Annotated in this window: 26 protein-coding genes; 16 read left to right on the forward strand and 10 right to left on the reverse strand. The window is 69.6% G+C overall.

All coding sequences use genetic code 11. The annotated features are described in order from the left end of the window. The first annotated feature begins 55 nt into the window (after window positions 1–55). On the forward strand, window positions 56–1,603 hold the full coding sequence (gene gshA / locus C7H73_RS07340) for a glutamate--cysteine ligase (RefSeq protein WP_106846050.1): 1,548 nt from the start codon (window positions 56–58) through the stop codon (window positions 1,601–1,603). A 59-nt stretch (window positions 1,604–1,662) separates the two neighbouring features. On the opposite strand, the gene C7H73_RS07345 is transcribed toward gshA, so the two are convergent. After that, window positions 1,663–3,372: a thiamine pyrophosphate-binding protein gene (locus C7H73_RS07345; RefSeq protein ID WP_106846051.1), complete on the reverse strand. Its 1,710-nt coding sequence runs from the start codon at window positions 3,370–3,372 to the stop codon at window positions 1,663–1,665. Window positions 3,373–3,668: 296 nt separating this feature from the next. On the opposite strand from C7H73_RS07345, the gene C7H73_RS15505 reads away from it, so the two are divergent. Next, entirely contained in the window at window positions 3,669–4,874 is a 1,206-nt protein-coding gene (locus C7H73_RS15505; RefSeq protein ID WP_157948329.1) for a hypothetical protein, read from the forward strand. A gap of 39 nt (window positions 4,875–4,913) precedes the next feature. Here C7H73_RS15505 and C7H73_RS07350 read toward each other — a convergent pair whose 3' ends face one another. Then, on the reverse strand, window positions 4,914–5,129 hold the full coding sequence (locus tag C7H73_RS07350) for an oxidoreductase-like domain-containing protein (protein WP_106847576.1): 216 nt from the start codon (window positions 5,127–5,129) through the stop codon (window positions 4,914–4,916). A 47-nt stretch (window positions 5,130–5,176) separates the two neighbouring features. Next, window positions 5,177–6,304, reverse strand: coding sequence for a LacI family DNA-binding transcriptional regulator (locus C7H73_RS07355; protein ID WP_106846052.1), 1,128 nt, complete (start codon window positions 6,302–6,304; stop codon window positions 5,177–5,179). Between the two features lie 191 nt (window positions 6,305–6,495). Here C7H73_RS07355 and C7H73_RS07360 point away from each other — a divergent pair, with 191 nt between their 5' ends. The 8 genes from C7H73_RS07360 (at window position 6,496) to eda (ending at window position 13,051) form a co-directional block, all read left to right on the forward strand. Beyond that, window positions 6,496–7,167: an amino acid ABC transporter permease gene (locus tag C7H73_RS07360; RefSeq protein WP_106846053.1), complete on the forward strand. Its 672-nt coding sequence runs from the start codon at window positions 6,496–6,498 to the stop codon at window positions 7,165–7,167. Between the two features lie 25 nt (window positions 7,168–7,192). Beyond that, complete coding sequence (locus C7H73_RS07365) at window positions 7,193–7,846, forward strand: amino acid ABC transporter permease (RefSeq protein ID WP_106846054.1); 654 nt, start codon at window positions 7,193–7,195, stop codon at window positions 7,844–7,846. A 47-nt stretch (window positions 7,847–7,893) separates the two neighbouring features. After that, on the forward strand, window positions 7,894–8,685 hold the full coding sequence (locus C7H73_RS07370; RefSeq protein WP_106846055.1) for a transporter substrate-binding domain-containing protein: 792 nt from the start codon (window positions 7,894–7,896) through the stop codon (window positions 8,683–8,685). A 64-nt stretch (window positions 8,686–8,749) separates the two neighbouring features. After that, complete coding sequence (locus tag C7H73_RS07375; protein WP_106846056.1) at window positions 8,750–9,508, forward strand: amino acid ABC transporter ATP-binding protein; 759 nt, start codon at window positions 8,750–8,752, stop codon at window positions 9,506–9,508. 48 nt (window positions 9,509–9,556) lie between these two features. Next, window positions 9,557–10,354 carry a sugar phosphate isomerase/epimerase family protein gene (locus C7H73_RS07380; RefSeq protein ID WP_106846057.1) on the forward strand — a complete coding sequence of 266 codons (798 nt, stop codon included), beginning with the start codon at window positions 9,557–9,559 and terminating at the stop codon, window positions 10,352–10,354. Between the two features lie 30 nt (window positions 10,355–10,384). Then, entirely contained in the window at window positions 10,385–11,344 is a 960-nt protein-coding gene (locus tag C7H73_RS07385; RefSeq protein WP_193483944.1) for a sugar kinase, read from the forward strand. Between the two features lie 8 nt (window positions 11,345–11,352). Beyond that, window positions 11,353–12,348 carry a 2-hydroxyacid dehydrogenase gene (locus C7H73_RS07390; protein WP_106847578.1) on the forward strand — a complete coding sequence of 332 codons (996 nt, stop codon included), beginning with the start codon at window positions 11,353–11,355 and terminating at the stop codon, window positions 12,346–12,348. 58 nt (window positions 12,349–12,406) lie between these two features. After that, window positions 12,407–13,051: a bifunctional 4-hydroxy-2-oxoglutarate aldolase/2-dehydro-3-deoxy-phosphogluconate aldolase gene (gene eda, locus C7H73_RS07395; RefSeq protein ID WP_106846058.1), complete on the forward strand. Its 645-nt coding sequence runs from the start codon at window positions 12,407–12,409 to the stop codon at window positions 13,049–13,051. Window positions 13,052–13,117: 66 nt separating this feature from the next. Here eda and C7H73_RS07400 read toward each other — a convergent pair whose 3' ends face one another. Further along, a complete protein-coding gene (locus C7H73_RS07400) occupies window positions 13,118–13,663 on the reverse strand; it encodes an Lcl domain-containing protein (protein ID WP_106847579.1) in 546 nt (181 codons plus the stop codon). Window positions 13,664–13,789: 126 nt separating this feature from the next. Here C7H73_RS07400 and C7H73_RS07405 point away from each other — a divergent pair, with 126 nt between their 5' ends. After that, a complete protein-coding gene (locus C7H73_RS07405; protein WP_106846059.1) occupies window positions 13,790–15,004 on the forward strand; it encodes a multidrug effflux MFS transporter in 1,215 nt (404 codons plus the stop codon). Next, window positions 15,001–16,416 (forward strand): MFS transporter, encoded by a 1,416-nt coding sequence (locus tag C7H73_RS07410; RefSeq protein ID WP_106846060.1) that lies wholly within the window; start codon window positions 15,001–15,003, stop codon window positions 16,414–16,416. The genes C7H73_RS07405 and C7H73_RS07410 overlap by 4 nt, the downstream gene beginning before the upstream one ends. A gap of 123 nt (window positions 16,417–16,539) precedes the next feature. On the opposite strand, the gene C7H73_RS07415 is transcribed toward C7H73_RS07410, so the two are convergent. From C7H73_RS07415 to C7H73_RS07425, 3 genes are read right to left on the reverse strand one after another with little or no spacing between them, the layout of a single operon-like run. Next, window positions 16,540–16,911 (reverse strand): hypothetical protein, encoded by a 372-nt coding sequence (locus C7H73_RS07415; protein WP_106846061.1) that lies wholly within the window; start codon window positions 16,909–16,911, stop codon window positions 16,540–16,542. 34 nt (window positions 16,912–16,945) lie between these two features. Further along, window positions 16,946–18,034 (reverse strand): DUF72 domain-containing protein, encoded by a 1,089-nt coding sequence (locus tag C7H73_RS07420; RefSeq protein WP_106846062.1) that lies wholly within the window; start codon window positions 18,032–18,034, stop codon window positions 16,946–16,948. Between the two features lies 1 nt (window position 18,035). After that, the gene (locus tag C7H73_RS07425; protein WP_106847580.1) at window positions 18,036–18,449 is read right to left on the reverse strand and encodes a hypothetical protein; all 414 of its coding nucleotides are present in this window, start codon (window positions 18,447–18,449) and stop codon (window positions 18,036–18,038) included. Window positions 18,450–18,553: 104 nt separating this feature from the next. Here C7H73_RS07425 and C7H73_RS07430 point away from each other — a divergent pair, with 104 nt between their 5' ends. The 4 genes from C7H73_RS07430 to queC all read left to right on the forward strand — a co-directional run bounded on the left by C7H73_RS07430 (window position 18,554) and on the right by queC (window position 23,329). Beyond that, window positions 18,554–20,974 carry a Tex family protein gene (locus tag C7H73_RS07430; protein WP_106846063.1) on the forward strand — a complete coding sequence of 807 codons (2,421 nt, stop codon included), beginning with the start codon at window positions 18,554–18,556 and terminating at the stop codon, window positions 20,972–20,974. 77 nt (window positions 20,975–21,051) lie between these two features. After that, a complete protein-coding gene (locus C7H73_RS07435; RefSeq protein ID WP_106846064.1) occupies window positions 21,052–21,876 on the forward strand; it encodes an HDOD domain-containing protein in 825 nt (274 codons plus the stop codon). A gap of 89 nt (window positions 21,877–21,965) precedes the next feature. Continuing rightward, window positions 21,966–22,640, forward strand: a complete 675-nt coding sequence (locus C7H73_RS07440) for a 7-cyano-7-deazaguanine/7-aminomethyl-7-deazaguanine transporter (protein WP_106846065.1) — start codon at window positions 21,966–21,968, stop codon at window positions 22,638–22,640. Beyond that, window positions 22,637–23,329, forward strand: coding sequence for a 7-cyano-7-deazaguanine synthase QueC (gene queC / locus C7H73_RS07445; protein ID WP_106846066.1), 693 nt, complete (start codon window positions 22,637–22,639; stop codon window positions 23,327–23,329). Before C7H73_RS07440 ends, queC begins: the two co-directional genes overlap by 4 nt. 442 nt (window positions 23,330–23,771) lie before the next feature. Here queC and C7H73_RS07450 read toward each other — a convergent pair whose 3' ends face one another. The 3 genes from C7H73_RS07450 to ppnP form a co-directional block, all read right to left on the reverse strand. Continuing rightward, a complete protein-coding gene (locus C7H73_RS07450) occupies window positions 23,772–24,239 on the reverse strand; it encodes a hypothetical protein (RefSeq protein ID WP_227001436.1) in 468 nt (155 codons plus the stop codon). Between the two features lie 380 nt (window positions 24,240–24,619). Further along, a complete protein-coding gene (argG, locus tag C7H73_RS07455; RefSeq protein ID WP_106846067.1) occupies window positions 24,620–25,969 on the reverse strand; it encodes an argininosuccinate synthase in 1,350 nt (449 codons plus the stop codon). Between the two features lie 33 nt (window positions 25,970–26,002). Continuing rightward, on the reverse strand, window positions 26,003–26,320 hold the full coding sequence (gene ppnP, locus C7H73_RS07460) for a pyrimidine/purine nucleoside phosphorylase (protein WP_106846068.1): 318 nt from the start codon (window positions 26,318–26,320) through the stop codon (window positions 26,003–26,005). Window positions 26,321–26,395 lie beyond the last annotated feature (75 nt).

The following is a 26,395-nucleotide window of genomic DNA, read 5'->3' on the forward strand; positions in this document are numbered from 1 at the left end:
TGCTAAGTTCCGGCCCCTTCATACGGCCCGCACGACAACAACAAGCGCCCACCCCATGAGCACACTGCACCAGCGAATCGCTGCCCTGAGCGCAGACCGCCTGACCGGCATGCGCCGCGGCATCGAAAAGGAAGGGCTGCGCGTGCTGCCCACGGGCCACCTGGCGCTCACGCCGCATCCGGTGGCGCTGGGCTCGGCCCTGACCCACACGGCGATCACCACCGACTACAGCGAGTCGCAGCTGGAGCTGATCACCGGCGCCCGCACCACCGTGCAGCAGTGCCTGCAAGAGCTGACCGAACTGCACCAGTTCACGCACCGCGTGCTGGCGCAGCAGCAGCCCGGCGGCGAGCTGCTGTGGGCGTCCAGCATGCCCTGCCAGCTGCCGCCGGACGAGACCATCCCGCTGGGTCGCTACGGCGGCTCCAACGCCGGGCGCGCCAAGAGCGTGTATCGCATGGGCCTGGGCCACCGCTACGGCCGGCGCATGCAGACGATTTCGGGCATCCACTACAACTGGTCGCTGCCGGGCGTGGGCAGCGACGAATACTTCGCGCTGATCCGCAACTTCCGCCGCAATGCCTTCGTGTTGCTGTACTTGTTCGGCGCCTCGCCCGCGCTGTGCCCGTGCTTCGTGCAGGGGCGCCAGCACAGCCTGCAGCCTTTGGAGAGCGCCGGCGGGGGTGCCGCCCGCGCCCTGTACCTGCCGCACGCCACGTCGCTGCGCATGGGCCGGCTGGGCTACCAGAGCGAGGCCCAGGCCAGCCTGCGCGTGAGCTACAACGGCCTGCAGGGCTACGCCGACTCGCTGCACGAAGCGCTGACCAAGCCCTATCCCGCCTACGAGGCCATCGGCCTGCGCAGCTTAGGGGGCGACTACAACCAGCTGGGCACCAGCCTGCTGCAGATCGAAAACGAGTTCTACGGCACCATCCGCCCCAAGCGCACCGTCCAAAGCGGCGAGCGCCCGCTGCACGCCCTGCGCGAGCGCGGCGTGGAATACGTCGAAGTGCGCCTGATGGACCTGGACCCCTTCGTGCCCGTGGGCATCACGGCCCAGACCATGCGCCTGCTGGACGTGTTTTTGCTGCACTGCCTGCTGACCGACAGCCCGCCGGACACGCCCGAAGAAATCGCCGTGCTGAAGCACAACCAGCAGCTGACGGCCGAGCGCGGGCGCGAGCCCGGGCTGACGCTGTCGCGCAATGGCGCCCAGGTGCCGCTGGTGGAGTGGGGCGACCAGGTGCTGGCCGAGTGCGAGCCCATCGCCCAGGCGCTGGACGCCGCCCACGGCAGCGGCGACTACGCCCAGGCCCTGGCGGCGGCCCGTGCCACCCTGACCAGCCCCGAGGCCACGCCGTCGGCGCACGTGCTGTCCGAGCTGGTGCAGCAGCACGAGAGCGACTTCACCGCCTTCGCGCTGGACCATTCGCGCACCTCGCGCGACGTGCTGCTGGCCCAGCCCTGGACCGAGGCGCAGCAGCAGCGCTACCTGGCCCTGGCCGAGCAATCCCTGGCCGACCAGCGCGCCATCGAGGTGGCCGACAGCCTGCCGTTCGAGGACTGGCGCGAGCGCTTCATGGCCGTCGAGCAGCTGGGCTGAGCGTGCACTGGGTTTGAGGTCTTTTTGGCCTCAAACCCTTGCCATTCAAGCGCTGACAGCTATGCTTTTTGAAGCCGCTGCAGCGCTGCGGCGCGCATCCCGTCCAGCGTGCCCGTGGGTGTGATGGCCTGCGGGTCGATCAGGCAGTGCAGCACGCTGGGCAGGCCGCTGGCGCGCGCCCGCGCCAGGGCCGGCGCGAAATCCTCCGTGCGCTCCACCCGCTCGCCGTGCCCGCCGAAGGCCTGGGCGTAGGCCTTGAAGTCGGGGTTCTTCAGCTGCGTGGCGCTGATGCGGCCGGGGTATTCGCGCTCCTGGTGCATGCGGATGGTGCCGTACATGGCGTTGTCCAGCAGCACCACGATGAGGGGCAGCCCGTACTGCACGGCGGTGGCGAACTCCTGGCCGTGCATCAGAAAGTCGCCGTCGCCGGCGAAGACCACCACCTCGCGCTGCGGCCACAGCCGCTTGGCCGCCACGCCGGCCGGCAGGCCGTAGCCCATCGAGCCGCAGGTGGGCGCCAGCTGGCTGCCGTAGGTGGTGAACCGCCAGAAGCGGTGCACCCAGGTGGCGAAGTTGCCCGCGCCGTTGCACAGGATGGCATCGGGGGGCAGCACCTCGCGCAGGTGCTGCATCACCGCGCCCATCTGCAGGCTGCCGGGGATGCGGATGGGGGCCGGGTCGCTCCAGGCCAGGTATTCGGCGCGGGCGGCCTGGGTGTGGGCGGCCCAGCGCGGCGCGCCCTGGGGCTGCAGGCCGGTCAGCGCCGTGGCCATGGCCTGCGGCGTGGCGTGGATGGCCTGCGCGGGGCGGTACAGCCGGCCCAGCTCGTCCGCGTCGGCATGCACGTGCACCAGGGGCTGCGTGGGCACGGGAATGTCCAGCAGCTCGTAGCCTTGCGAAGGCACCTCGGACAGCCGCCCGCCCAGCAGCAGCACCAGGTCGCTGGCGCGGATGCGTGCCAGCAGCTGGGGGTTGGCGCCCAGGCCCAGGTCGCCGGCGTAGCTGTCGTGGTTGGCGGGGAACAGCATCTGCCGCCGGAACGAGCAGTACACCGGCAGCTGCCACGCGCCGGCAAAGGCCGTCACATCGCGCACTGCCTGGTCTGACCAGCGGCTGCCGCCCAGGATGACCACCGGCCGCTCGGCCGCCTGCAGCCGCGCCGCCAGCTCCTGCAGCGCGGGGGCGCCGGGGTAGGTCTCGGGCACGGTGTAGGGCAGGGCGTCGGCCGTCTGCACGGCGTCGGTCAGCATGTCCTCGGGCAGGGCGACCACCACCGGGCCGGGCCGGCCCGAGGTGGCGACGTGAAAGGCGCGCGACACCAGCTCGGGCAGGCGCCGCGCGTCGTCGATCTGCACCACCCACTTGGCCATGGTGCCGAAGACGGCGCCGTAATCGATCTCCTGAAACGCCTCGCGCCCCAGCGCGCCGCGCGCCACCTGGCCCACGAAGACGATCAGCGGCGTCGAGTCCTGCTGGGCAATGTGGATGCCCGCCGACGCATTCGTCACCCCCGGCCCGCGCGTGACGAAGCAGATGCCCGGCCGCCCGGTCAGCTTGCCCTGCGCCTCGGCCATCATGGCCGCGCCGCCTTCCTGGCGGCACACGGTGACGGCAATGCTGGCGTCGTGCAGGGCGTCGAGGACGGCGAGGTAGCTTTCGCCAGGGACGCAGAAGAGCTGCTGGACGCCGTGCAGGAGGAGTTGCTGGACGAGGATTTGGCCGCCTGTGCGGGCGGCGGGGGCGGGGGTGTTGTGCGGCTGGGTGGTCATGGGTGAGCTGAGAGAGGAAAGCCGTGACTATCCCGCAGGGAGGGAGCTCCGCTGGCGGGGGCGGCGGTGTGGGGCGAGGTGCTTGCTGAGTTAAGAGTCAAATTGGCCTCCAAATCTTGCTTGGTAAGCGCTGGCAGCTATCCTTTTGGGAGAAAGTCCGGAGGTCGGGAAAATCGCAAACAATGATCGAAGCTGGACGCTGATTCTTCAGATTCAAATTTCCCGTGTTGGCGGCCGTTAGAACGTGGGCGTAATTGTTGCTATATTGGGGCTGAAGAAAACATGTAAAGTAACGCATGATCACTTGCTATCTAGATTCACAAGACTACTCAACGCTTACAGATCCCAAGCTAGATAATCTTGAACGCCGCCAGATCAAGGAGGATTTACTCCACTTGTCACGCTCCAGGCAAGTGCGTTTCGCATTTTCGGCCGCCGTAGTATGTGAATCGGTTGCCTTAACGGTAGATGCTGCCCATCTTGCCGAACTAAAAGCGGAGTTGCTTGGCGAACTTTGTGGTTCAAATGCGTTGGTTTCATTCGATCGGCTGATAGGTGCGGAAATAGACGCGCTTTCGCGCAGATCCACTCCGCCAAGAGATATATTTGACCAGCGTGGTAGGTGGTTTCCAGATATTCTCATCGATGAAACGCCAATGCAACTATGGGAGAAGATGCGTGAGTTGGCTGAGGAAGAAATGAAGGTGATGGGGCTTTCGCGCCAGGAGCGTCGGGTGAAGGCGCGGGCACTTATAAAGAACGGTAAGCCGCGTCAGATTCTGATTTCGCAGTTGACTCAGCAAGATCAAAAAAACGTTTTTATAGTGGAATTAATGAAGAAGTATCCCATGCGTCCTGAAAGTGCGGAAGTCATGGGGCTGTATATGTTGGGCCAGGCAACGGAGAAAGACTTCAGTGAAGCATTGATGAATAGTCTCACGGATCCGCGTTGGATGATGAAGTGGTTCACAACCCAGCATGCGCTATCCAGTCCGATTGCAGATATGGTTCGCAAGCCTGGACGAGAGCTTGGCCAAGCAATGCGGTCACTGGCGGAAATTTCTGCGCAGTGGGCGACGGAGCTGCGGGAAGCTGGTCTCGATACTGATCCGACGGGCAAGCGCGGCGAAATTGCTTTGCGCTGGCAGGAGATGGAAGAACGGCAAATTATTGCCATAACACGGCGAATGGCTAGTGCAATGGGTTTTGGTTTGGGTGATTTTGAAGGGAGGGACGTTAAGAGGTGCTGCCTTGGAATCTCAGCAGGCGTTAGGTCGTTGTACTCATCCGTTTGGGCGAATGTTGGGGAAGGGCGAATAGAGGAAATTAGCGATAGTCAGCCTGTAGACGCGTTGCATGCCTTCTACGCACCCTATGTCAAGGTTTTCAGAGCCGATCGATTTATGGCGCCGCATATACAGAAACAAGTGAGAAGCGCAGGGACAATCGTGGTTTCACGACTTTCGCAGCTAGTGGAAACTCTTGAGAAACAAATTCGCTAATTGGCCGCCGGCTTCGGGCCTAAGCTACCAGACGTTTCATCAGTCAGCAAGGCGACTCTGTCCTAATTTCTTCAATATCTCATCCGCATCCTCGTGCCACCACTGCGCCGCCGCATAAAACCCCTCCCACACGCACCCATTGCACCCCCGCCCGCAGCAGGTCGTCGGCTCGGACGGTGGCGGGCGCAGGCTCACTCCGGCACGGGCAGCCTCAGTTTGCAGGGAGGCGACACGTTGGCGTGTGGCTTCAAGCATGTAGTTGGTCGCTTTCTGCATGGTTGATGAAGTGAGCCATTAATTAATCACGGCCTCGCACCCAGCCGATTACCGCCCCCCTCCCAAACCGCCGACGAAGCCCGCTCCACCAACCGCCCCGGCAGCTCAATGGTCCGCGCCGGTCGCATATCGCCCTCCAGCCGCTCCAGCAGGCACCGCACCGCCTCCCGTCCCAGCTCGTCGGTAGGCTGCGCAATGGTGGTCAAACCTGGGCCGATCAACGCCGTCCAGTCGGTTTCGTCGATACCCGCAAAGCCCACGTCGCGGCCCAGTTGCCAGCCCAGATCCCGGGCAGCGCTGGCGGCTAGCAGGGTGGCGACGGCGTTGCCGGTGACGATGGCGCAGCCGCCTTCCACGTCGCCTCCGCCCTTTTTCTTCGCGCCGGCCGTCTGCTGCGCATGCCAGCGCTGCAACTGCACGCGGCATTCCTCCTGCGCGCCGCGGGGCACTTCCAAGTGCACGCCGGTGCAGCCCTCGGCCCCCGCCGGCGGGTGGGCCAGCCAGTCGTGAAAGGCCTGCTGGCGCGCGATGCGCGAGCTCACCCCGGCGCTGGGCTCGCTGACCAGCACGAAGCGGCGCCAGCCGCGCCGGGCCAGGTGCTCCAGCAGCAGCGCCATGGCGCCGCGGTTGTCCACGCTGATGAAGTCGGCCTCCAGCCCCGGCTGGCGGCGGTCCACCAGCACGATGGGCTTGCCGGCGTCCAGGGCCAGCTGGCGCAGCTGGCCGGTGGCGGTGGCGCGGTTCAGGATCAGGCCGTCCAGCTGCGAGGTCTGCAGCGCCCGCAGCACGCCGCGCTCGCGCTCGGCGGCGTTGCCCAGGTTGAACAGCACCAGCAGGTAGCCGGCCTCCTGGCAGGCGCGCTCGGCGCCCTGCATCACGGCGACGGAAAACGGGTTGGTGATGTCGGCCACCGCCAGGCCGATGAGCCGCGTGCGCCCGTGCTTGAGCGACTGGGCCATGGGGCTGGGGTGGTAGCCCAGCTGCTGCATGGCGTGCGCCACGCGCGCGGCCGTCTCTGGGGCCAGCAGGGTGTCGCCGCCGTTCACGTAGCGCGAGACGGTGGCCTTGGAGACACCCGCCGTGCGCGCCACGTCGTTGATGGTGGTGCGCTGGCGGAGCGCGCGGGTGGCGGGGCGGGGTGCTTCTTCGTGCATGGCAGAGGAGGGTCAGGCAGGCAGACGGGCGGGCAGGGCGGCGGCAGACAGGGCAGGCGCCGCAATGTAGCGGCGAGGGGCAGGGCGCAGGCGATGCGGCGGCATCGGGTAAACCCCGTACACGGCGCCGCGATAGCGCGCCCTAGAATCATGAAACCGGTTTCAGTGATCCGTCAACCGTTCCATCCCCCATGCAATACCAGTTCGAGTTCGGCCCTGTTTTCGCCGCCTGGCCCACGCTGCTGCACGGCACCTGGGTCACCGTGCAGCTGTCGCTCACGGCGACGGTGCTGGGGCTGGTAGTGGCGGTGTTCTGCGCCTGGGGCAAGACCTCGGGGCCGACGGCGCTGCGCTGGGCGGTCAACGCCTACATCGAGCTGATCCGCAACACGCCCTTTCTGGTGCAGCTGTTTTTCTTCTTCTTCGCGCTGCCGGCGGTGGGGCTGCGCTGGTCGCCCTACACGGCCGCGCTGGTGGCCATGGTGGTGAACCTGGGGGCCTACGCCACGGAGATCATCCGCGCCGGCATCGAGGCCGTGCCGCGCGGGCAGATCGAGGCGGCGCAGGCGCTCAACCTCAAGGCCTGGCAGATCTTTCGCTTCGTGGTGCTCAAGCCTGCGCTCAAGACCATCTACCCGGCGCTGACCAGCCAGTTCACCTTGCTGATGCTCAGCTCGGCCGTGGTGTCGGTCATCTCGGCGGATGACCTGACCTCGGTGGCGGCCAACATCCAGTCCGAGACTTTTCGCAGCTTCGAGGTCTACATCGTCGTGGCCGTCATCTACCTGCTGCTGTCGCTGCTGTTCTCCGCGCTGCTTCGCCTGGCCTACCAGCGCTGGCTGAACTACCCGGACCGCCGCTGAAGCACAACCCCAGGAGCACCACGCCATGCGTACCTTCGGCTGGGCCGAATTTCTGTTCATCCTCGAGGCAGCCAAGTGGACCATCACGCTGTCCGTGCTGGCCTTCGTCGGCGGCTCCCTGGTGGGGCTGCTGGTGGCGCTGGCGCGCACCTCCGACGTGCCCGCGCTGCGCCACGTGGCGATGTTGTTCACCCGCATCTTCCAGGGCACGCCGCTGCTGCTGCAGCTGTTCTTGGTGTTCTTCGGCGCGCCCGTGCTGGGGCTGGAGATCGACCCGCTGATCGCCGCGGCTGTGGCGCTCACGCTCAACAGCGGCGCCTTCCTGGGCGAGATCTGGCGCGGCTGCATCGACGCCGTGCCGCGCGGCCAGTGGGAGGCCGCCCACGCCCTCAGCCTGAGCTACTACTGGCGCATGCGCGCCATCGTGCTGCCCCAGGCCTTCAAGATCGCCGTGCCGCCCACCGTGGGCTACCTGGTGCAGATCGTCAAGGGCACGTCGCTGGCGGCCATCATCGGCTTCACCGAGATCACGCGCGCCGGGCAGATCATCAACAACGCCACCTTCCAGCCGCTGCTGGTCTTTGGTGCCGTCGGGGCGCTGTACTTCGTGCTGTGCTGGCCGCTGTCGCTGTGGGCGGGCCGGCTGGAGCGGCGCAACCTGCGCGCCGGCGCGCGCTGACGCCCCGGCACTTTCGCTTTCAACCCCAACCACCAAGGAGACACGCCATGGCCTTCACCCGCCGCCAATTCACCGCCACCGCCACCGCCCTGGCCGCCGCCGGCCTGCTGCACACCTTTGCCTCGGCCCAGACGGTGGAGGACATCCGCAAGAAGGGCAAGCTGGTAGTCGGCATGCTGGTGGACTTCCCGCCCTACGGCGTGCTGAACGACAAGAACCAGCCCGACGGCTACGACGCCGACGTGGCCCGCCTGCTGGCCAAGGACCTGGGGGTGGAGCTGGAGATCGTGCCCGTCACCGGCCCCAACCGCATCCCTTTCCTGCTGACCAACAAGGTGGATGCGCTGGTCGCCTCGCTGGCCATCACGCCCGAGCGCTCCAAGCAGGTGCTGTTCTCCAAGCCGTACTCGGCCGCCTCCATCGTGCTGTACGGCGAGGCCAAGACCAAGATCACCGGCCCGGCAGACCTGAAGGGTTTGCGCGTGGGCGTGGCCCGCGCCTCCACGCAGGACGTGGCGGTGACCAAGGTGGCGCCCGAGGGCACGCAGATCCGCCGCTTCGACGACGACGCCTCGGCCATGCAGGCGCTGCTGTCGGGCCAGGTGGACGCCATCGGCTGCTCCGTCACCGTGGCCGCGCAGATCGCCCAGCGCGCGCCCGCCGGCCGCTTCGAAAGCAAGTTCCCGCTGCTGCAGCAGAACATGGCCGTGGCCCTGCGCCCTGGCCAGGACGCGCTGGCCGCTGCCATCAACGCCGCCATCGACAAGCACATCGCCAGCGGCGAATTCAACCAGCGCTACAAGAAGTGGCTGGGCGCCGACCTGCCCAAGCTGGACTGACGTTGACAAGGGCCGGCCGCGCGCCGGCCCGGCAAGACCCCCAGGCATGACGGAGTTTTTTTGCATGAATAGCACCACCACCGAGCAGCCCATCATCCAGTTCCAGGGTGTGGAGAAGTGGTACGGCCAGTTCCAGGTGCTCACCGACATCAACCTGGACGTGAAGGCCGGCGAGCGCATCGTGATCTGCGGGCCCTCGGGCTCGGGCAAGTCCACGCTGATCCGCTGTATCAACCGGCTGGAGAGCGTGCAAAAAGGCCGCCTGCTGGTGGACGGCATCGACCTGACGGCCGGCGGCCCCAACGTGGACAGCGTGCGCCGCGAGGTGGGCATGGTGTTCCAGCAGTTCAACCTGTTCCCGCACCTGACCATCCTGGACAACTGCACCCTGGCGCCCATGCGCTCGCGCGGCCTGTCCAAGGCCGAGGCCGAGGAGCGCGCCATGAAATACCTGACGCGCGTGCGCATTCCCGAGCAGGCGCACAAGTACCCCAGCCAGCTGTCGGGCGGCCAGCAGCAGCGCGTGGCCATCGCCCGCGCGCTGTGCATGTCGCCGCGCATCATGCTGTTTGACGAGCCCACCAGCGCGCTGGACCCGGAGATGGTCAAGGAAGTGCTGGACACCATGATCGGCCTGGCCGAGGACGGCATGACCATGCTGTGCGTGACGCACGAGATGGGCTTTGCCCGCAGCGTGGCCGACCGCGTGATCTTCATGGCCGAAGGGCGCATCGTGGAGCAGGGCGCGCCGCGCGACTTCTTCACCGCCCCGCGCGACCCGCGCACCCAGGCCTTCCTGGGGCAGATCCTCAGCAACCACTGACGGCGGGTTGCCGGCGGTTTCTCCCCTTCTTCTTCTTTGTCGCTTCGCATGTCCCTCCTGCCCGAATCCGCCGCGCTGCCCGATGCGCTGGTCTCGCTCACCTCTTTCGGCGCTGCCGAGGTGGGCCGCCATGGCCAGCTGTGGTTTGCCCGGCTGTGCCACGAGGCCGGCGCCCAGGGCGTGGAGGTGCGCGAAGAGCTGCTGACCGACCCCGTCGCCGAGCTGCCGGCCCTGGCCGAGTGGCTGCGCAGCACGCCGCTGCGCAGCGTCTATTCGTGCCCGCGCCCGCTGTTTGCCGCCGACGGCCAGCTGGACGCAGCGGCCCTGGCCCACGCGCTGGCCGCCACACGCACGCTGGGCGCGCCGTGGCTGAAGATGTCCATCGGCCATTTCGCGGCGCAAAGCGAGCAGGCCTCCGCCCAGGGTTTCGCCCCGCTGGCGCAGGCGCTGCAGCAGGCCGGCGTCACGCTGCTGATCGAAAACGACCAGACCCCGCAGGCCGGCAGCCTGCGCGCGCTGCGGCGCTTCTTCGCCGCCGCCGACGCGGCCGGCCTGGTGCTGCCCATGACCTTCGACATGGGCAACTGGCATTACGTGGGCGAATGCCCGCTGCAGGCCGCGCGCGAACTGGGCGAGCGCGTGGGCTACGTACACGCCAAGGGCGTGCAGCACCGCGGCAAATGGGTGGCGGTGCCGCTGGCCGAATCCAGCGCGCCGTGGCGCACGCTGCTGGACGCACTGCCCGAGAACGCCCCCCGCGCCATCGAATACCCGCTCATCGCCGACGACCTGGCCGCTCTCACGTGCCAGGCGCTGCAGCAGCTGCGTCTGGCCACACGGGTCTAGGCGCTTTCCTCGTCCACCACCGCGCCCGCCATGACCATCTCTGACGCCAAGACCTACGACATCGCCACTTTCGGCGAGGCGATGCTGCTGCTGATCGCCGACCGCCCCGGCCCGCTGGAGTTCGCCGAAGGCTTTACCAAGCGCATCGCGGGCGCCGAGATCAACGTGGCCACCGGCCTGTCGCGCCTGGGGTTCGACGTGCACTGGGCCAGCCGCCTGGGCGCCGACTCCATGGGCCGCTACCTGGTGCGCCAGATGCGTGGCGAGGGCGTCAATTGCGACCACGTGGTGCTGGACGCGGCGCAGAAGACCGGCTTTCAGTTCAAGGGCCGGGTCGACGACGGCAGCGACCCCGAAATCGAATACCACCGCAAGGGCTCGGCCGCCAGCCTGATGCAGCCGGCCGACATCGACGAGCCCTGGCTGCGCGCCGCGCGCCACCTGCACGCCACGGGCGTGTTCGCCGCCATCTCGCCCACGTCGCTGGCCACGGCCCGGCGCACGCTGCAGATCGCGCGCGAGGCGGGCGCCACCATCTCTTTCGACCCCAACCTGCGCCCCACGCTGTGGGAGAGCGAGGCCACCATGCGCCGCGAGATCAATGCCCTGGCAGCGGGCGCCGACTGGGTGCTGCCCGGCCTGGCCGAGGGCCGGCTGCTGACTGGCGAGGACACGCCCGAGGGCATCGCCGCCTTCTACCGCGCGCAGGGTGCGCAGTTGGTCGCCGTGAAGCTGGGCGAGCAGGGCGCCTACTACGACGACGCCCGCGCCGGCACCGGCTACGTGCCCGCCTGCCCGGTGGACGTGGTGGTGGACACCGTGGGCGCCGGTGACGCCTTTGCCGTGGGCGTGGTCAGCGGCCTGCTGGACGGCCTGCCGGTGGACCGGGCCGTGCGCCGTGGCTGCTGGCTGGGCGCGCGCCAGGTGCAGGTGCTGGGCGACTCCGAGGGCCTGCCCACGCGCGCCGAGCTGCAGGCGGCCGGCTACTGATGGCGGGCATGCAGGCCACTGCCGTGCCGGGCGCCGCCCACGTGCTGGTGTTCCGCGAGCTGCCGGCCGACCAGCTGGCGCGCATCCAGGCGCTGCACCGGGTCACCGTGGCCAACCCGCGCCGGCCCGAGCAGCGGGCGGCCTTCGAGGCCGCGCTGCCCGCGGCCGACGGCCTGATCGGCTCCAGCTACGCGCTCACGCCCGAGCTGCTGGACCGCGCGCCCCACCTGCGCGTGGTCTCCAGCATCTCCGTGGGTGTGGACAACTACCCGCTCGCGTATTTGCGCGGGCGCGGCATCGCCTTGTGTCACACGCCTGGCGTGCTGACCGACACCACGGCCGACACCATCTTCGCGCTGATGCTGGCCACCAGCCGGCGCCTCGTCGAGCTGGTGCAGCTGGTGCGCAGCGGCCAGTGGACGAGCAATATCGGCCCGTCGCTGTACGGCCACGACGTGCACGGCAAGACGGTGGGCATCCTGGGCATGGGCCGCATCGGCCAGGCGCTGGCGCGGCGCGCGGCGCTGGGCTTTGGCATGCCGGTGCTCTACCACAGCCGCCAGCCGGTGCCGGACGCCACACTGGGCCCGCTCGCGCCCCTGGCCCGGCACGTGTCGCGAGGCGAGCTGCTGGCCCGTGCCGACTTCGTGGTCTGCACCATGGCCCTGACCGAGGACACCCGCGCCAGCCTGGACGCGGCGGCGTTCGCCGCCATGAAGCCCGGCGCCATCTTCATCAACGGCTCGCGCGGCGCCATCGTCGATGAGGCCGCCTTGCTGGCCGCGCTGGACAGCGGCCACCTGCGCGCCGCCGGGCTGGATGTGTTCGCGACCGAGCCGCTGCCGCTGGATTCGCCCCTGCGCACCCACCCCCAGGTGGTGCCGCTGCCGCACGCCGGCTCGGCCACGCACGAGACGCGCCAAGCCATGGCTGTGCTCGCCACCGACAATCTGCTGTCCGCGCTGGCCGGCCGGCTGCCCGCGGGCTGCGTCGCCAACGCCTGAAATCCCGCGTGCCGCCCGGCCCCTACCGGCCGCGCGCACCTTTGCCCAGGAGATCCGCATGAGCCACCCCACCGCCCCCCTGACCGCCGAAGACGTGGTGCAGGACGCCCCCGTCATCCCCGTCATCGTGCTGGACGAGCCGCGCCACGCCGTGCCACTAGCCCGCGCGCTGGTGGCAGGCGGCATCCGCATGCTGGAGGTGACGCTGCGCACCCCCGCCGCGCTGGCCTGCATCGAGGCCATTGCCCGCGATGTGCCCGCAGCCGTGGTGGGCGCCGGCACGGCCCGCAGCGCCGCCGACGTGCAGGCCGCCGCGCGCGCCGGCTCGCGCTTCATCGTCAGCCCGGGCTACGTGCCGGCGCTGGGCCAGGCCTGCCGCGATGCGGGCCTGCCGCTCTTGCCCGGCGTAGCCACGGCGAGCGAGATCATGGCCGCCGGTGCGGACGGCCTGCGCGTGCTCAAGTTCTTCCCGGCCATGGCGGCCGGCGGCGTGCCGCTGCTCAAGTCCTGGCACGGCCCGTTCGGCGACGTGCGCTTTTGCCCCACGGGCGGCGTCTCGGCAGGCAACGCGGCGCAGCTGCTGGCCCTGCCCAACGTGGCCTGCGTGGGCGGCTCCTGGCTCACGCCGGCCCAGTTGCTGGCCGAGGGCGACTGGGCCGGCATCGAAGCCCTGGCGCGCCAGGCGGCCGCGCTGCGCGGCTGATTTGCTATTGAATCAATAGCTGCTGGCGCTTGCTGAATAAGCGCTGGAGGCCAAAAACGCTGATATTCAGGGTGCCGGCCGCACCAGGCGCAGGGGCAGCCGCGTGCCCCGGCCCACGTCGCCGCGCGCCTTGCCGCTGCCCATGTCCACCGCCCAGCCCTGCGGCGCCGACAGCCGGCTCTCGCCCACGCCGCCGCGCGCCACGTTGTCGTAGGCGTAGGGGTTGACGCGGGCGGTGTTCACGCTGGCCGTGCCCGTCCAGTGCCACTGGCGCGGCGCGGCGGGCAGCAGCGCGTCCTGCTGCGCCGCCAGGCGCTTGAGCTCGGGCACGCGCGGCAGGCGCCAGCGCAGGCCCTCGGCCTGGCCGCGCTGGCGGGCGCGGGCCTGCGCCTCGCCGTAGGTGAACAGCTCGGGCCGGCCGGTGCAGGTGACGCCGTCCCAGCGCATGCCTTCCACGCAGCGGGCCCAGGCCAGGCGGGCGCGTTCGTCGTTCACCCAGGCGCCGTCGGGCGCGAAGGACCAGCCTTCGGGCGCGGCGGCCAGCGCGCCCAGGGCGGTGCAGCCCAGCACCAGGGCTGGCAGCGTGCGAAGAAAGGGGGCAAGCGTGTGCATGGCCCGGCGATTGTCGGCCAGCGGCGTGCGCGGCGGTCGCGCGAACAATGACCGCGGGGCAGCCCGTTTCGGGGAAATGCAGCCCCGCGCCAGCGCGCCGGCGCGGCCCTCGCGACAATCGGGCCGATGGCTTTTTCTCCGTTTTTTCGCATGGCCCTGGTGCTGGGCCTGCTCTCGGCCGTGGGGCCGTTTGCCATCGACATGTATTTGCCGGCGCTGCCGGCCATCGGCGCCAGCCTGCGCGCCGAAGTGGGCCCGGTGCAGTGGAGCCTGACGGCCTTCTTTCTGGCGCTGGGCGTGGGCCAGCTGGCCTATGGCCCGGTATCCGACATGGTGGGGCGCAAGGCGCCCCTGTTTTTCGGCCTGGGCCTGTTCGTGCTGGCCAGCGTGGGCTGCGCGCTGGCCAGCGACGTGCACACGCTGATCGCCCTGCGCTTCGTGCAGGGGCTGGGTGCGGCGGCGGGCTCGGTGGTGCCGCGCGCGGTGGTGCGCGACCTGCACACGGGCACCGAGGCGGCGCGCCTGATGTCGCTGCTCATGCTGGTGTTCAGCGTGTCGCCGCTGCTGGCGCCGCTGGCGGGCAGCGCGGTGATCGCCCTGGCGGGCTGGCGCGGCGTGTTCTGGGCGGTGGCGGTGGCAGCGCTGGCCGGGGTGGTGCTGGTGCACCGCGCATTGCCCGAGACGCGCCCGCCCGCGCAGCGCCTGGCCAGCAGCGCGGGCAGCGCCCTGGCCGGCTACGCCGCGCTGGTGCGCGACGCGCACTTCATGGGCCTGGTGGGCATTGGCGGCTGCTCGATGGCGGGCTTTTTCGTCTATCTGGCCGGCTCGCCCTTCGTGCTGATCAACCACTACGGCCTGTCGCCCGTGCAGTACAGCCTGGCGTTCTCGGTGAACGCGGCGGCGTTCTTCGCCAGCGCGCAGTTCACCGCGCGGCTGGGGCGGCGCTTCGGGCTGGTGCCGGTGACCAAGGCCGCGGCCTCGGGCGCGGGCCTCACCATGGCGGCGCTGCTGCTGTACTACCTGGCGGGCGGCGACCGGCTGGCGGTGCTGCTCGCGCTGTACTTCATCGCCAGTGCGTTCATGGGGCTGGTGATCCCGACCGCGTCGGTGCTGGCGCTGGAGGAGCATGGCGCCATTGCCGGCACCGCGTCGGCGCTGATGGGCACGCTGCAGATGCTGATCGGCGCGGCGGCCATGGGGCTGGTGGGGCTGTTCGCGTCCGACCGGCCGCTGCCCATGGTCATCGGCATGAGCACGGGCGCGTTCATCGGCGTGCTGCTGACCTGGACCACGCTGGGCGCGGCGGGCAGCCGGCGCGTGGCGGGGCAGGGGCGCGCATGAGCGGTAAGAAAAGCGCCCCAGCGGATGACCTGACGGGCGACGGCTTGGCGCAGCCCGCGCGCGGCCGGGCCATGCGGGCCATCATCCTGGGCCTGACGCTGGCGGTGCTGGACACCAGCATCGTCAACCTGGCGCTGCCGGGCATCGCGCGCGAGCTGCAGTCCAGCGCCGCGCACTCGATCTGGGTGGTCAACGCCTACCAGCTGGCCACGCTGGTCACGCTGCTGCCGCTGGCGGCGCTGGGCGAGCGCGTGGGCTACCGGCGCGTGTACCTGGCGGGCATGGCGCTGTTCACCGTGGCTTCGCTGGCGGCGATGCTGGCGCCCACCATGCCGGCGTTGATCGCGGCGCGCGCGCTGCAGGGCCTGGGCGCCTCGGGCCTGATGGCGGTGAACGCGGCGCTGGTGCGCCTGATCTACCCGCGCGCGCTGCTGGGGCGCGGCATGGCCATCAACTCGCTGGTGGTGGCCACCGCGGCCATGGCCGGGCCGTCGGTGGCGGCGGCCATCCTGTCGCTGGCCTCGTGGCACTGGCTGTTCGCCATGAACCTGCCGCTGGGCGTGCTGGTGCTGCGCCAGGCGCGGCGCTCGCTGCCGGGCAATCCGCCGGCCGCTGCGGGCACGGCGTCGCCGCGTTTTTCCATGCTGGACGTGCTGCTGAACGGCGCCATGTTCGCGCTGCTGTTCCTGGGCGGGGCGCGGCTGGGCATGCGCGGCGAGGGGCAGGCGGTGGGCTGGCTGCTGCTGGCCGCCGGCGCGCTGGTGGGCGCGCTGCACCTGCGCCGGCAATGGGGGCGGGCGGCGCCGCTGTTTCCTGTCGATTTGCTGCGCATTCCTGTCTTCGCACTGTCCATGGCCTCGTCCGTCGGGGCGTTCTGTGCGCAGATGCTGAGCTTTCTGGCGCTGCCGTTCTTGCTGCTGGAGGCCCAGGGCCGCAGCCACATGCAGGCCGGCCTGCTGATCACCGCCTGGCCGCTGGCCACGGCGATCACCGCGCCCCTGGCCGGCCGGCTGATCGGCCGCTACCCCGACGGGGCGCTGGGCGGCGTGGGTATGGTGTGCTTTGCGGCCGGGCTGCTGGCGCTGGCGCTGATGCCGGCGCACCCGGCAGCCTGGGACGTGGCCTGGCGCATGGCGGTGTGCGGCGCGGGCTTTGCGCTGTTTCAGTCGCCCAACAACCACACCATCGTCTCCTCCGCCCCGCTGCACCGCAGCGGCGCGGCCAGCGGCATGCTGGGCACGGCGCGCCTGACGGGCCAGACCCTGGGCGCCGTGCTGCTGGCAGCCTTGTTCGCACTGCGCCCGGGCCGGGACGGCAGCGCCGAGACGCTGGCGCTGATGGTGGCCGCAGGCTGCGCGCTGGCGGCCGGGGTGAGCAGCTCGCTGCGGGTCAAGCAGTCCGCGCGGGGCTGAGGGCGCCGGGTCGCGCAGGGTTCAGGCCAAATTGGCCTTCAGCCCTTGTGCAGCAAGCGAAAGCAGCTATTGATTTGATAGTGACCGTGCTTGCCCGGCGCTGCTGCGGGCTGTGAGGGCGGGCTATCTGCCGCTGCGCAGCCGCCGCGCGTTGGCGCGCGCCCGGCGCTGGAAGGGCTGCAGCGCGCTGTCCAGCGCCCCGGCCAGGCTGGCGGCGCTGGGGGCGCGGCCTGTGGGCAGGGCGCCCGTCCACAGGCCCAGCCAGGCCTGCTGGTACTGCGCGGCGCCGGCGGCCATCAGGGCGCTGCAGGCTTCAAAGGCGGCGGCCTGCTTTTCCCAGACCATGCGCAGGTTGTCCGCCTGGACAGCCGGCGACAGGGCGGTGGCCGGGTCCAGCATGCGCGACATGCGGGTGGCGATGACGAAGGGCGCATCCGTGGCCAGGCCGGTCAGGGTCCGGTTCAGCGATGTGTGGCGGGTTGTCTTGCGGCTCATGGGGGCTTGCCTGTGTACGGAGTGCGGCGCGCCATCATGCGCCCGGTTCTGCCGCCCCAGGGTCGGACACGAGCCTGTCCACCACCTGCTGGGCCAGCCGCTGCGCCGTCAGTGGCGCGCTGCCCTCGGCGTGGTTGCTGATGCTGACAAACGCGTTCTGCCCGCCGCGCCCGCACACGCCGGCCAGCGTGCGCGCCAGCAGGGCCAGGTCCTCGGGCGCGGGGTCGTGGATGCGGTCGTAGGGGGCGTACAGGCGCTCGGCCTGCTCGAAGCCGTGCGCGCCGTGCGCGGGGTTCAGGTTCCAGCGGCACACCAGCGGGCCGGGCCACAGGCGGCGCAGCAGCGCCAGCTGTTCGGACAGCGGCGGCATGCGGGCGTGCATGCCCAGGCAGTAGGTGGCGCCGGTGCTGCGCAAAACGTCGGCGAAATGTTCGGCGTGCTCGGGCGCGATCCACTCGCCATTGCGCACCTCCACGGCCAGCACGGCGTCCGGCGCGCCTGTCAGCGGCGGCTGGGCGGCCAGCATCGCGCGCAGGCGCTCCAGCACTTCGGGCAAACGCTCGATCAGGTGCCAGGGCAGGGGGCTGAGCTGGAACACCAGCGCGCCCGTGCGCGCGCCCAGGCCCTCCAGCGCGGGCAGGGTGAAATGCTGCGCCGCCAGTTCGCCGTTCAGAAAGCCCGGGTTGGCCTCGCGCCCGCGCCCGTCCTCGCTGCGCACCAGCGCGTCGGTGACCATGCTGGGCGCCTTGACCACGAAGCGGAAATCCTGCGGCACCTGCGCCGCATAGCGCGCGAAGTCGCTGGCGCTCAGGGGCCGGTAAAAACCCCGGTCGATGCCCACACTGCGCAGCAGCGGGTGCTGGCTGTAGGCGGCCAGACCATGGCGCGACAGCGTCTGCTCGCTGTAGCTGCCGTCCCACACCAGGCCGTCCCAGCCGGGGTAGCCCCACGACGAGGTGCCCAGGCGCAGCGTGGGCGGCAGCTGCGCGGCCAGGGCGCGCAGCGCGTCGCAGTGCGCGGCCGGCTGCACAGCTTTGGGGCGCGGGGCCGCAGCGGGCGCCGGTTTGGGTTGGGGGGCCGGGGCGGGGGGCGCGGGCGGTGCGCCGAAGAGGTCTTCCTGCATGTCAGCCGCCCTGCTCAAACAGGCCGCCTTCGTCCAGCAGCGCCCAGGCGATCTGGGGGCGTGCCTGCAGCGCGCTGCGGATGGCGGCGGGGATGGACTGGCGCGTCTTGCGGCACAGGCCGGGCTGCTCGCGCACCACCATGGCGATGCCGCGCAGGCTGCGCACCTCCTGGGCGGCGGGCTCCACCGTCAGGTGCACGCCCAGCTGCTCGTGCAGGCGCAGCTGCAGGCGGCGCAGCTCGGCCAGGCTGCCAACGCTCTCCAGGCGCTGCAGCAGCCGGGCTTGTTCCTCGCGGGTGAGCAGCAGCACGCGCAGGTCGCCGCTGTCCGCTGCCTGGCCCAGCAGGGCGTCCCGCTGGCAGATGCACGCGCCGGGCGGGCATTCGGTGCGCAGGGGTGAAGGCAGCGTCGGCATGGTGGCAAACATTATGGTGGCCGCCCCTTGGGGCGTGCAGGAGGGCGCCGCAAGGCCCTGTGGCAAACTTCCGCGCTTCGTTTTTCCCAGCGTTTTCCAGGCACATGCAGCAGATCGTCCGGCAGTTGGCCGCAGAAATCCGAATCACCGAAACCCAGGTGCGCGCAGCGGTGGAGCTGCTCGACGGCGGGGCCACCGTGCCCTTCATCGCCCGCTACCGCAAGGAGGCCACGGGCGGGCTGGATGACGTGCAGCTGCGCGAGCTGGAGGCGCGCCTGTCCTACCTGCGCGAGCTGGACGAGCGCCGCGGTGCGGTGCTCAAGGCCATCGACGAGCAGGGCAAGCTGACCGATGCCCTGCGCGCGCAAATAGCCGCGGCCGCCACCAAGCAGGAGCTGGAGGACATCTACCTGCCCTTCAAGCAAAAGCGCCGCACCAAGGGCCAGATCGCCCGCGAGTTCGGCATCGAGCCGCTGGCCGACAAGCTGCTGGCCGACCCCACGCTGGACCCGCATGAGGAGGCGCAGGCCTTTTTGCAGCCCGAGACGCTGCTGGACGACGGCAAGCCCGGGCCCGATTTCTCCACCACCCTCGCCGTGCTGGACGGCGTGCGCGACATCCTGTCCGAGCGCTGGGCCGAGGATGCGCCGCTGGTGCAGTCGCTGCGCGAGTGGCTGTGGGCCGAGGGGCTGCTGCGCAGCAAGAAAATCGACGGCAAGAACGAGAGCGACCCCGAGGTCGCCAAGTTCCGCGACTACTTCGAGTACGACGAGCCCATCGGCCGCGTGCCCTCGCACCGGGCGCTGGCGGTGTTCCGCGGCCGGGCGCTGGAGATCCTGGAGGCCAAGCTGGTGCAGCCGCAGGAGCCGGAGACCGGCCAGCCCACGGAGCGTTCAGCGACACCCCCGGTGTCTTTGGCAGAAGGCCGCATCGCCCTGCACCTGGGCTGGAGCCACCAGGGCCGCAAAAGCGACGACCTGCTGCGCAAGTGCGTCGCGTGGACCTGGCGCGTCAAGCTCAGTCTGTCCACCGAGCGCGATTTGTTCTCGCGCCTGCGCGAGGAGGCCGAGAAGGTCGCCATCAAGGTCTTTGCCGACAACCTGCGCGATCTGCTGCTGGCCGCCCCCGCCGGCCCGCGCGCCGTGATGGGGCTGGACCCGGGCATCCGCACCGGCGTGAAGGTGGCCGTGGTGGACGCCACCGGCCGCCTGGTGGAGACCGCCACCGTCTTCCCGCACGAGCCCCGCCGCGACTGGGACGGCAGCCTGCATACGCTGGCGCGGCTGGTGCAGCAGCACGGCGTGCAGCTGATCGCGATTGGCAACGGCACGGCCAGCCGCGAGACGGACAAGCTGGCGGGCGAGCTGATCAAAATGTGCCAAAAAGCGGCGCAGACCCAGGCGGGGCAAGCGCTGGCAGCTATCGAAAAGGTAGTGGTGAGCGAGGCCGGCGCCTCCGTCTATAGCGCCAGCGAATACGCCAGCCAGGAGATGCCCGACGTGGATGTGAGCCTGCGCGGCGCCGCCTCCATCGCCCGGCGGCTGCAGGACCCGCTGGCCGAGCTGGTCAAGATCGAGCCCAAGGCCATCGGCGTGGGCCAGTACCAGCACGACGTGAACCAGGCCGAGCTGGCCCGCACGCTGCATGCCGTGGTCGAGGACTGCGTGAACGGCGTGGGTGTGGACCTGAATACGGCCAGCGTGCCGCTGTTGTCGCGCGTGTCCGGCCTGCCGGCCGGCGTGGCGCGCTCGGTGGTGCGCTGGCGCGAGACGCACGGCGCGTTCAAGAGCCGCAAGCAGCTGCTGGAGGTGGCTGGCCTGGGCCCGAAGACGTTCGAGCAGGCGGCGGGCTTCCTGCGCATCCGCGGCGGCGACAACCCGCTGGACATGACCGGCGTGCATCCCGAGACCTATCCGCTGGTTGAGCAGATCATCACCGCCACCGGCCGCCCGGTGCACGAGCTGATGGGCCGCGCCGAAGTGCTCAAGCGCCTCAAGGCTGAGCAGTTCGCCAGCGAGCAGTTCGGCGCCATCACGGTGCAGGGCATCCTGGACGAGCTGGAAAAGCCCGGGCGCGACCCGCGGCCGGACTTCCGCGTGGCCCGCTTCAATGAGGGCGTGCAGGACATCGCCGACCTGAAGGAAGGCATGGTGCTGGAGGGCACGGTGAGCAACGTGGCCCAGTTCGGCGCCTTCGTGGACCTGGGGGTGCACCAGGACGGGCTGATCCACGTCAGCCAGCTGGCTGCCCGCTTTGTGAACGACGCGCGCGAAGTGGTGAAGACCGGCGACATCGTCAAGGTGCGCGTGCTGGAGGTGGACGCCGCCCGCAAGCGCATCAGCCTGAGCATGAAGCCCGAGGGCAGCGGCGGCGAGCGCGGCGGCGCCGGCCGGGCCAACCGCTTCGAGGGCGCGGGCCAGGGCGGCCGCTACGCCCAGCCGGCGCGCGCTGCGGCCCGGCCGCAGGCGCAGCAGCCCTCGGCCATGGCGTCGGCCTTCGAGCGGCTGCGCCGCGAAGGCAAGTAGGGGCCACCCGGCCCGGGCGCAGCGGGTCCGCGCCCATAATCGGCGCCACCTCCCGACTGCCGCCCAGCCCCTTTCCGATGGACCTGCCCACCCTGCTCGCACAGCCGCTGGCGCTGCCCAGCGTGCCCCGCGTGGTGGCGCTCTTGATGAGCGCGCTGGCGGCGCCCGAGCCTGACCTGCGCCGCGTCAACCAGTTGTTTGCCACTGACCCGGCCCTGGCCGCGCGCCTGCTGCAAGAGGCCAACCGCCCCGCGCACGGCGCGCACCGGCAGATCGCCGGCGTGGCCGAGGCCCTGGCCCTGCTGGACGCCGGTGCGCTGCGGGCGCTGGTGGCCACCTCGGCCGTGGGCACCACCTCGGGTTCGGTGCCGGGCATGAATCTGCAGCAGTTCTGGCGCTACAGCGTGCACACGGCCAAGCTGGCGCGCTCGCTGGCCGGGCTGGTGCACCACAGCCCGCTGGCGGCCTACACGGCCGGGCTGCTGCACGGCCTGGGCGAGCTGGCGCTGCACACCGCTGACCCGCGGCGCATGGAATCCATCAACACCCTGATGCGTCCGCTGCAGGTGCGCCGCGCCCGGCTGGAGCAGCACCTGCTGGGCTACAGCTACGCCCAGGTCAGCGCCGCGCTGGCCGAACGCTGGCAGCTGCCCGAGGTGGTGGTGGACGCCCTGCGCCACCACACGCTGCCACTGGACAACCCCAGCTACGAGCCGCTGGCCGGCGTGCTGCACCTGGCCAGCTGGGCGGCGCGCGCGCGTGAGGCCGGCATGGGCGAGCGCGAGATGGCCGGCTCCTTCCCCGGCGAGGTGGGCGTGGTGCTGGGCCTGGACATCGACGTGGTGCTGCAGCAAGACCCCATCGACTGGCGGGTCCAGCCGCCGGACGGCGAATACGTGTGACCTAAAATCCGCCGTTTTCCGCGCCGCGCCCGCTTGCAGGGCCGGCTGCCCATGGGTTCCCTCGCCCCCATCCATCAAAAAGGACCACCATGCCTTACGCCCCGGCAGCGCCCGCGCGCCTGCCTTGCTCCTCCCCCTTGACCCTGCTGGTGGCGCTGCACGTCGCCATCGTCATCGCCAGCAACTACCTGGTGCAGCTGCCCATCACGCTGCTGGGCTTTCACAGCACCTGGGGGGCGTTCAGCTTTCCCTTCATCTTCCTGGCCACCGACCTCACCGTGCGGCTGGTCGGCAAGGCACCGGCGCGCCGCGTGATCGGGCGGGCCATGCTGCCGGCGCTGGTGGCGTCCTACATCGTGGGCGTGCTGTTCCACGACGGGCGCTTCAATGGCTGGGGCGCCCTGCAGGACTTCAACACCTTCGTCTTTCGCATCGCGTTTGCCAGCTTCGCGGCTTACGCACTCGGGCAGCTGCTGGACATCCAGGTCTTCGACCGCATCCGCCAAAAGAGCCGCGCCTGGTGGCTGGCGCCGGCCGCGGCGTCCGTCTTCGGCCAGGCGCTGGACACGGCGGCGTTCTTCTCCATCGCCTTCTGGCGCAGCACCGATGCCTTCATGGCCGCGCACTGGGGCGAGATCGCCGTGGTGGACTACGTCATCAAGCTGGCCGTGAGCCTGCTACTGTTCGTGCCCGCGTACGGCGTGGTGCTGGCCGCCATCGTGCGCGCCATGGGCAGGCCGCCCGCACCGGCGCCCGCCGCATGAGCCGGCGCGCGCTGGTCCTGTTTTCGGGCGGGCAGGATTCGGCCACCTGCCTGGCCTGGGCGCTGGCGCGCTACGCGCACGTGGAGACGCTGGGCTTTGACTACGGCCAGCGCCACCGCGTGGAGCTGGACTGCCGCGTCCGCCTGCGCCAGGGGCTGCTGGCCATGCCCTGGTCGGGGCAGCTGGGCGACGACCACCTCCTGAGCGTGGACGTGCTCGGCCAGCTGGGCGCCAGCGCCATGACCGCCGACGTGGCCATCGCCACGCAGCAGGACGGCCTGCCCAACACCTTCGTGCCCGGGCGCAACCTGCTGTTCTTTACGCTGGCGGCCGCGCTGGCCTACCGGCGCGGGCTGGACGTGCTGGTGGGCGGCATGTCCGAGACCGACTACTCCGGCTACCCCGACTGCCGCGACAACACCCTCAAGGCCCTGCAGGTGGCGCTCAGCCTGGGCATCGACCGGCCCCTGACGCTGCAGACACCCCTGATGTGGCGGGACAAGGCCGCCACCTGGGCGCTGGCCCACGCACTGGGCGGCAACGCCCTGGTCGAGCTGGTGCGGCGCGAGTCGCACACCTGCTACCTGGGCGAGCGCGCCCGGCTGCACAGCTGGGGCTACGGCTGCGGCAGCTGCCCCGCCTGCGAGCTGCGCGCCCGTGGCTGGGCGCAGTGGGCGGCGGCGGGCTGACCGTACGCTGCCCATCAGCCTGCCATCCGCCTGAATGTTCCGCTCGCTATCCAGGCCCCGCCCCGGCCTCCACGACGAATACGCGTTGTCGTTGGCTCATCGCTTGTGCCCTGGTTCGGTCTCCGCAAACTCCTAGCGGCCCCACCCGGGCTGTCTGCTCATGCGAGCAGGCCCCATACCACTAGGCCATACCTTGAATGACTGCGGTGCGCCCATGTCAAGCGCTTGCGGCTCATCCGGCGCTACCCGTGCGTTCGCTGCACAGGGGGCGCCGGTAGCGATCCTGCTTGCCGTACTCCAGCCGCGCTTGCCGTAGGGCTGGTGTCATGGCTGCCAACCGTGCCTTGAACGAGGGGCCTGCTTGGCGGTGGAGCAGCGCCTCGAAAGGGTGCCACCGCCGCTGATACCGACAACGAGACAAAGGAGGGGGCGGCTGCAGCGATCAAGGTTTCTCGGATGCAACCACTGGCTTCGCGGACGCATTAGTAACGGCAACCGTGGGCTCGGCAGTCGGAGTAGACGCAGGCAGCGCCTCCTGTTTGGCGGTCAGCATGCCGCATTTTTTAACTACGGATGCCTGTTGCAGGGCATCGTGCTCGCCCTTGAGGCGGGCGTATTCCGCTTCCTGTTGCTTTGTCCCGCCCAGTGCAAAGAGGGCAGGCCAGAAAAGCACCAAGCCAACTCCCATGATGGCCTTGTCGTTGGCTGACGCTTCATCCAGGCGGCCACCCAGCTGCGCTACACGCGCTGCCAGACGCTGGTTTTCAGCCGCGATCTGTTCGCAGTCATAACCCTGGTACTGCACTGGCGAGACGTATGAAGACGCGACGTCTTTGGAGGACGTCGCACATCCCACCAGACCGAAAGACGCCGCCACCGTCAACGTGATCAGTTTTTGAGCGAAAGCCATAAGTCCCTCTATGTAAGTAAATGAATCAAATAATCTATGAATGTTTCTTGACTCAAAACTTACAACATGGGCGACGCATCCAGTGGGATGCATAGCGTGCCTGACCTGCATCAAGACTGGTGCTCAGTCCTGACCTGGGAAGCGGGATGCCACGGCTGTCCTTGCGACAGTGATTTGTCGTCCAGCGTCAGGGATGCAATGCGGCTTCGGGGCTTTCCGGCCGTGTGAGATGCAAACACGGCAATGTCCAAATTCAGTCCATTTAGTGGCTGAAGAGCTGATTGCAGAAACAAAACCGCCCGGCTGGCGAGCCGGGCGGTTGCTTCTGTTCTGATAGCTTCCAGCGCTTGTCTGGCAAGCGCTGGAGGCCGATTTGATGCTTACTGGCCGTTGGCGAGCGAATCGCCTTCCAGCTGCGCCAGCGCCGCATTGCCGCCCAGCGACAGCAGGCCGGCGCGCGCGTACACGCCCAGCTTGTCGCGGGTGTCGGAGATGTCCAGGTTGCGCAATGTGAGCTGGCCGATGCGGTCCAGCGGGCTGAAGGGCGCGTCTTCCACCTTCTCCATGGACAGGCGCTCGGGCGCGTAGGTGAGGTTGGGGCTGTCGGTGTTCAGCAGCGAGTAGTCGTTGCCGCGGCGCAGCTCCAGCGTGACGGTGCCCGTGACGGCGCGGGCCACCCAGCGCTGGGCGGTCTCGCGCAGCATGATGGCCTGGGGGTCGAACCAGCGGCCCTGGTACAGCAGGCGGCCCAGTTTGAGGCCGTTCACGCGGTACTGCTCGATGGTGTCTTCGTTGTGGATGCCGGTCACCAGGCGCTCGTAGGCGATGTGCAGCAGCGCCATGCCGGGGGCTTCGTAGATGCCGCGGCTCTTGGCCTCGATGATGCGGTTCTCGATCTGGTCGCTCATGCCCAGACCATGGCGGCCCCCGATGCGGTTGGCCTCCAGGAACAGCTCCACCAGGTCGTCGATGGCGCGGCCGTTCAGCGCCACGGGGCGGCCCTCTTCGAAGGTGACGGAGACTTCCTCGGCCTTGACCTCGACCTCGGGTTTCCAGAACGCCACGCCCATGATGGGGTTGACGATGCGGATGCCGCTGGAGAGGAACTCCAGGTCCTTGGCCTCGTGCGTGGCGCCCAGCATGTTGCTGTCGGTGCTGTAGGCCTTCTCGGCGCTCATCTTGTAGCCGAAGCCTTCCTTCGTCATGAAGGCCGACATCTCGGCGCGCCCGCCCAGCTCGTCGATGAAGGCCTGGTCCAGCCAGGGCTTGTAGATCTGCAGTTGCGGGTTGGTCAGCAGGCCGTAGCGGTAAAAGCGCTCGATGTCGTTGCCCTTGTAGGTCGAGCCATCGCCCCAGATGTGGACGTCGTCTTCCTTCATCGCGGCCACCAGCATGGTGCCCGTCACGGCGCGGCCCAGCGGCGTGGTGTTGAAGTAGGTGGCGCCGCCGGTGCTGACGTGAAACGCGCCGGCCTGGATGGCGGCCACGCCCTCGTGCGCCAGCTGGGTGCGGCAGTCGATCAGGCGGGCTTTTTCAGCGCCGTACTCCATGGCCTTGCGCGGGATGGCGTCGTAGTCTTCCTCGTCGGGCTGACCCAGGTTGGCCGTGTAGGCGTAGGGCAGGGCACCTTTGTTCTTCATCCAGCGCAGCGCGGCGCTGGTGTCCAGGCCGCCGGAGAAGGCGATGCCGACCTTCTGGCCGACGGGGAGGTTTTGCAAGATGGTTGCCATGGCGGATGCAGTCAGAAGAGGAGAAAAGGGGGATCAGCCGAAGTGGCAGATGTAGTGGAAGGCCTCGTCCACGCGGATGTCGAAGCTGGACTGGCCGGGCACCTCGAAGCGCTCTCCGGCGTGGCAGCCGAGCCAGGCGTCGGTGCCCTGCAGGCGGTAATGGCAGCTGCCTGCGACGCACTCCATGACCTCGGGCGCGCCGGTGCGGAACGTGAGGGTGGCCGGCAGGATGACGCCTACGGATTTCTTCGTGCCGTCGGGCCAGCTCAGGCTGTGGCTCACGCACTTGCCATCGAAATAGACGTTGGCCTGGGGGGCGACGGTGGCGCCGGCTAGCTGCTGGGTGGTCATGGAGAAGGAGGGCCCGCGGGTGGACAAAACCCGCGATTTTAGGCGGGCAAAGAAAAGGGAGCCCCGAGAGGCTCC

Source organism: Pulveribacter suum, from assembly GCF_003013695.1.
Lineage (GTDB): Bacteria > Pseudomonadota > Gammaproteobacteria > Burkholderiales > Burkholderiaceae_C > Melaminivora > Melaminivora suum.

Coding starts and splice junctions, on each gene's coding strand:
- gshA (WP_106846050.1), top strand. CDS start 56: ATGAGCACACTGCACCAGCGAATCGCTGCCCTGAGCGCAGACCGCCTG.
- C7H73_RS07345 (WP_106846051.1), bottom strand. CDS start 3,372: ATGACCACCCAGCCGCACAACACCCCCGCCCCCGCCGCCCGCACAGGC.
- C7H73_RS15505 (WP_157948329.1), top strand. CDS start 3,669: ATGATCACTTGCTATCTAGATTCACAAGACTACTCAACGCTTACAGAT.
- C7H73_RS07350 (WP_106847576.1), bottom strand. CDS start 5,129: ATGCTTGAAGCCACACGCCAACGTGTCGCCTCCCTGCAAACTGAGGCT.
- C7H73_RS07355 (WP_106846052.1), bottom strand. CDS start 6,304: ATGCACGAAGAAGCACCCCGCCCCGCCACCCGCGCGCTCCGCCAGCGC.
- C7H73_RS07360 (WP_106846053.1), top strand. CDS start 6,496: ATGCAATACCAGTTCGAGTTCGGCCCTGTTTTCGCCGCCTGGCCCACG.
- C7H73_RS07365 (WP_106846054.1), top strand. CDS start 7,193: ATGCGTACCTTCGGCTGGGCCGAATTTCTGTTCATCCTCGAGGCAGCC.
- C7H73_RS07370 (WP_106846055.1), top strand. CDS start 7,894: ATGGCCTTCACCCGCCGCCAATTCACCGCCACCGCCACCGCCCTGGCC.
- C7H73_RS07375 (WP_106846056.1), top strand. CDS start 8,750: ATGAATAGCACCACCACCGAGCAGCCCATCATCCAGTTCCAGGGTGTG.
- C7H73_RS07380 (WP_106846057.1), top strand. CDS start 9,557: ATGTCCCTCCTGCCCGAATCCGCCGCGCTGCCCGATGCGCTGGTCTCG.
- C7H73_RS07385 (WP_193483944.1), top strand. CDS start 10,385: ATGACCATCTCTGACGCCAAGACCTACGACATCGCCACTTTCGGCGAG.
- C7H73_RS07390 (WP_106847578.1), top strand. CDS start 11,353: ATGCAGGCCACTGCCGTGCCGGGCGCCGCCCACGTGCTGGTGTTCCGC.
- eda (WP_106846058.1), top strand. CDS start 12,407: ATGAGCCACCCCACCGCCCCCCTGACCGCCGAAGACGTGGTGCAGGAC.
- C7H73_RS07400 (WP_106847579.1), bottom strand. CDS start 13,663: ATGCACACGCTTGCCCCCTTTCTTCGCACGCTGCCAGCCCTGGTGCTG.
- C7H73_RS07405 (WP_106846059.1), top strand. CDS start 13,790: ATGGCTTTTTCTCCGTTTTTTCGCATGGCCCTGGTGCTGGGCCTGCTC.
- C7H73_RS07410 (WP_106846060.1), top strand. CDS start 15,001: ATGAGCGGTAAGAAAAGCGCCCCAGCGGATGACCTGACGGGCGACGGC.
- C7H73_RS07415 (WP_106846061.1), bottom strand. CDS start 16,911: ATGAGCCGCAAGACAACCCGCCACACATCGCTGAACCGGACCCTGACC.
- C7H73_RS07420 (WP_106846062.1), bottom strand. CDS start 18,034: ATGCAGGAAGACCTCTTCGGCGCACCGCCCGCGCCCCCCGCCCCGGCC.
- C7H73_RS07425 (WP_106847580.1), bottom strand. CDS start 18,449: ATGCCGACGCTGCCTTCACCCCTGCGCACCGAATGCCCGCCCGGCGCG.
- C7H73_RS07430 (WP_106846063.1), top strand. CDS start 18,554: ATGCAGCAGATCGTCCGGCAGTTGGCCGCAGAAATCCGAATCACCGAA.
- C7H73_RS07435 (WP_106846064.1), top strand. CDS start 21,052: ATGGACCTGCCCACCCTGCTCGCACAGCCGCTGGCGCTGCCCAGCGTG.
- C7H73_RS07440 (WP_106846065.1), top strand. CDS start 21,966: ATGCCTTACGCCCCGGCAGCGCCCGCGCGCCTGCCTTGCTCCTCCCCC.
- queC (WP_106846066.1), top strand. CDS start 22,637: ATGAGCCGGCGCGCGCTGGTCCTGTTTTCGGGCGGGCAGGATTCGGCC.
- C7H73_RS07450 (WP_227001436.1), bottom strand. CDS start 24,239: ATGGCTTTCGCTCAAAAACTGATCACGTTGACGGTGGCGGCGTCTTTC.
- argG (WP_106846067.1), bottom strand. CDS start 25,969: ATGGCAACCATCTTGCAAAACCTCCCCGTCGGCCAGAAGGTCGGCATC.
- ppnP (WP_106846068.1), bottom strand. CDS start 26,320: ATGACCACCCAGCAGCTAGCCGGCGCCACCGTCGCCCCCCAGGCCAAC.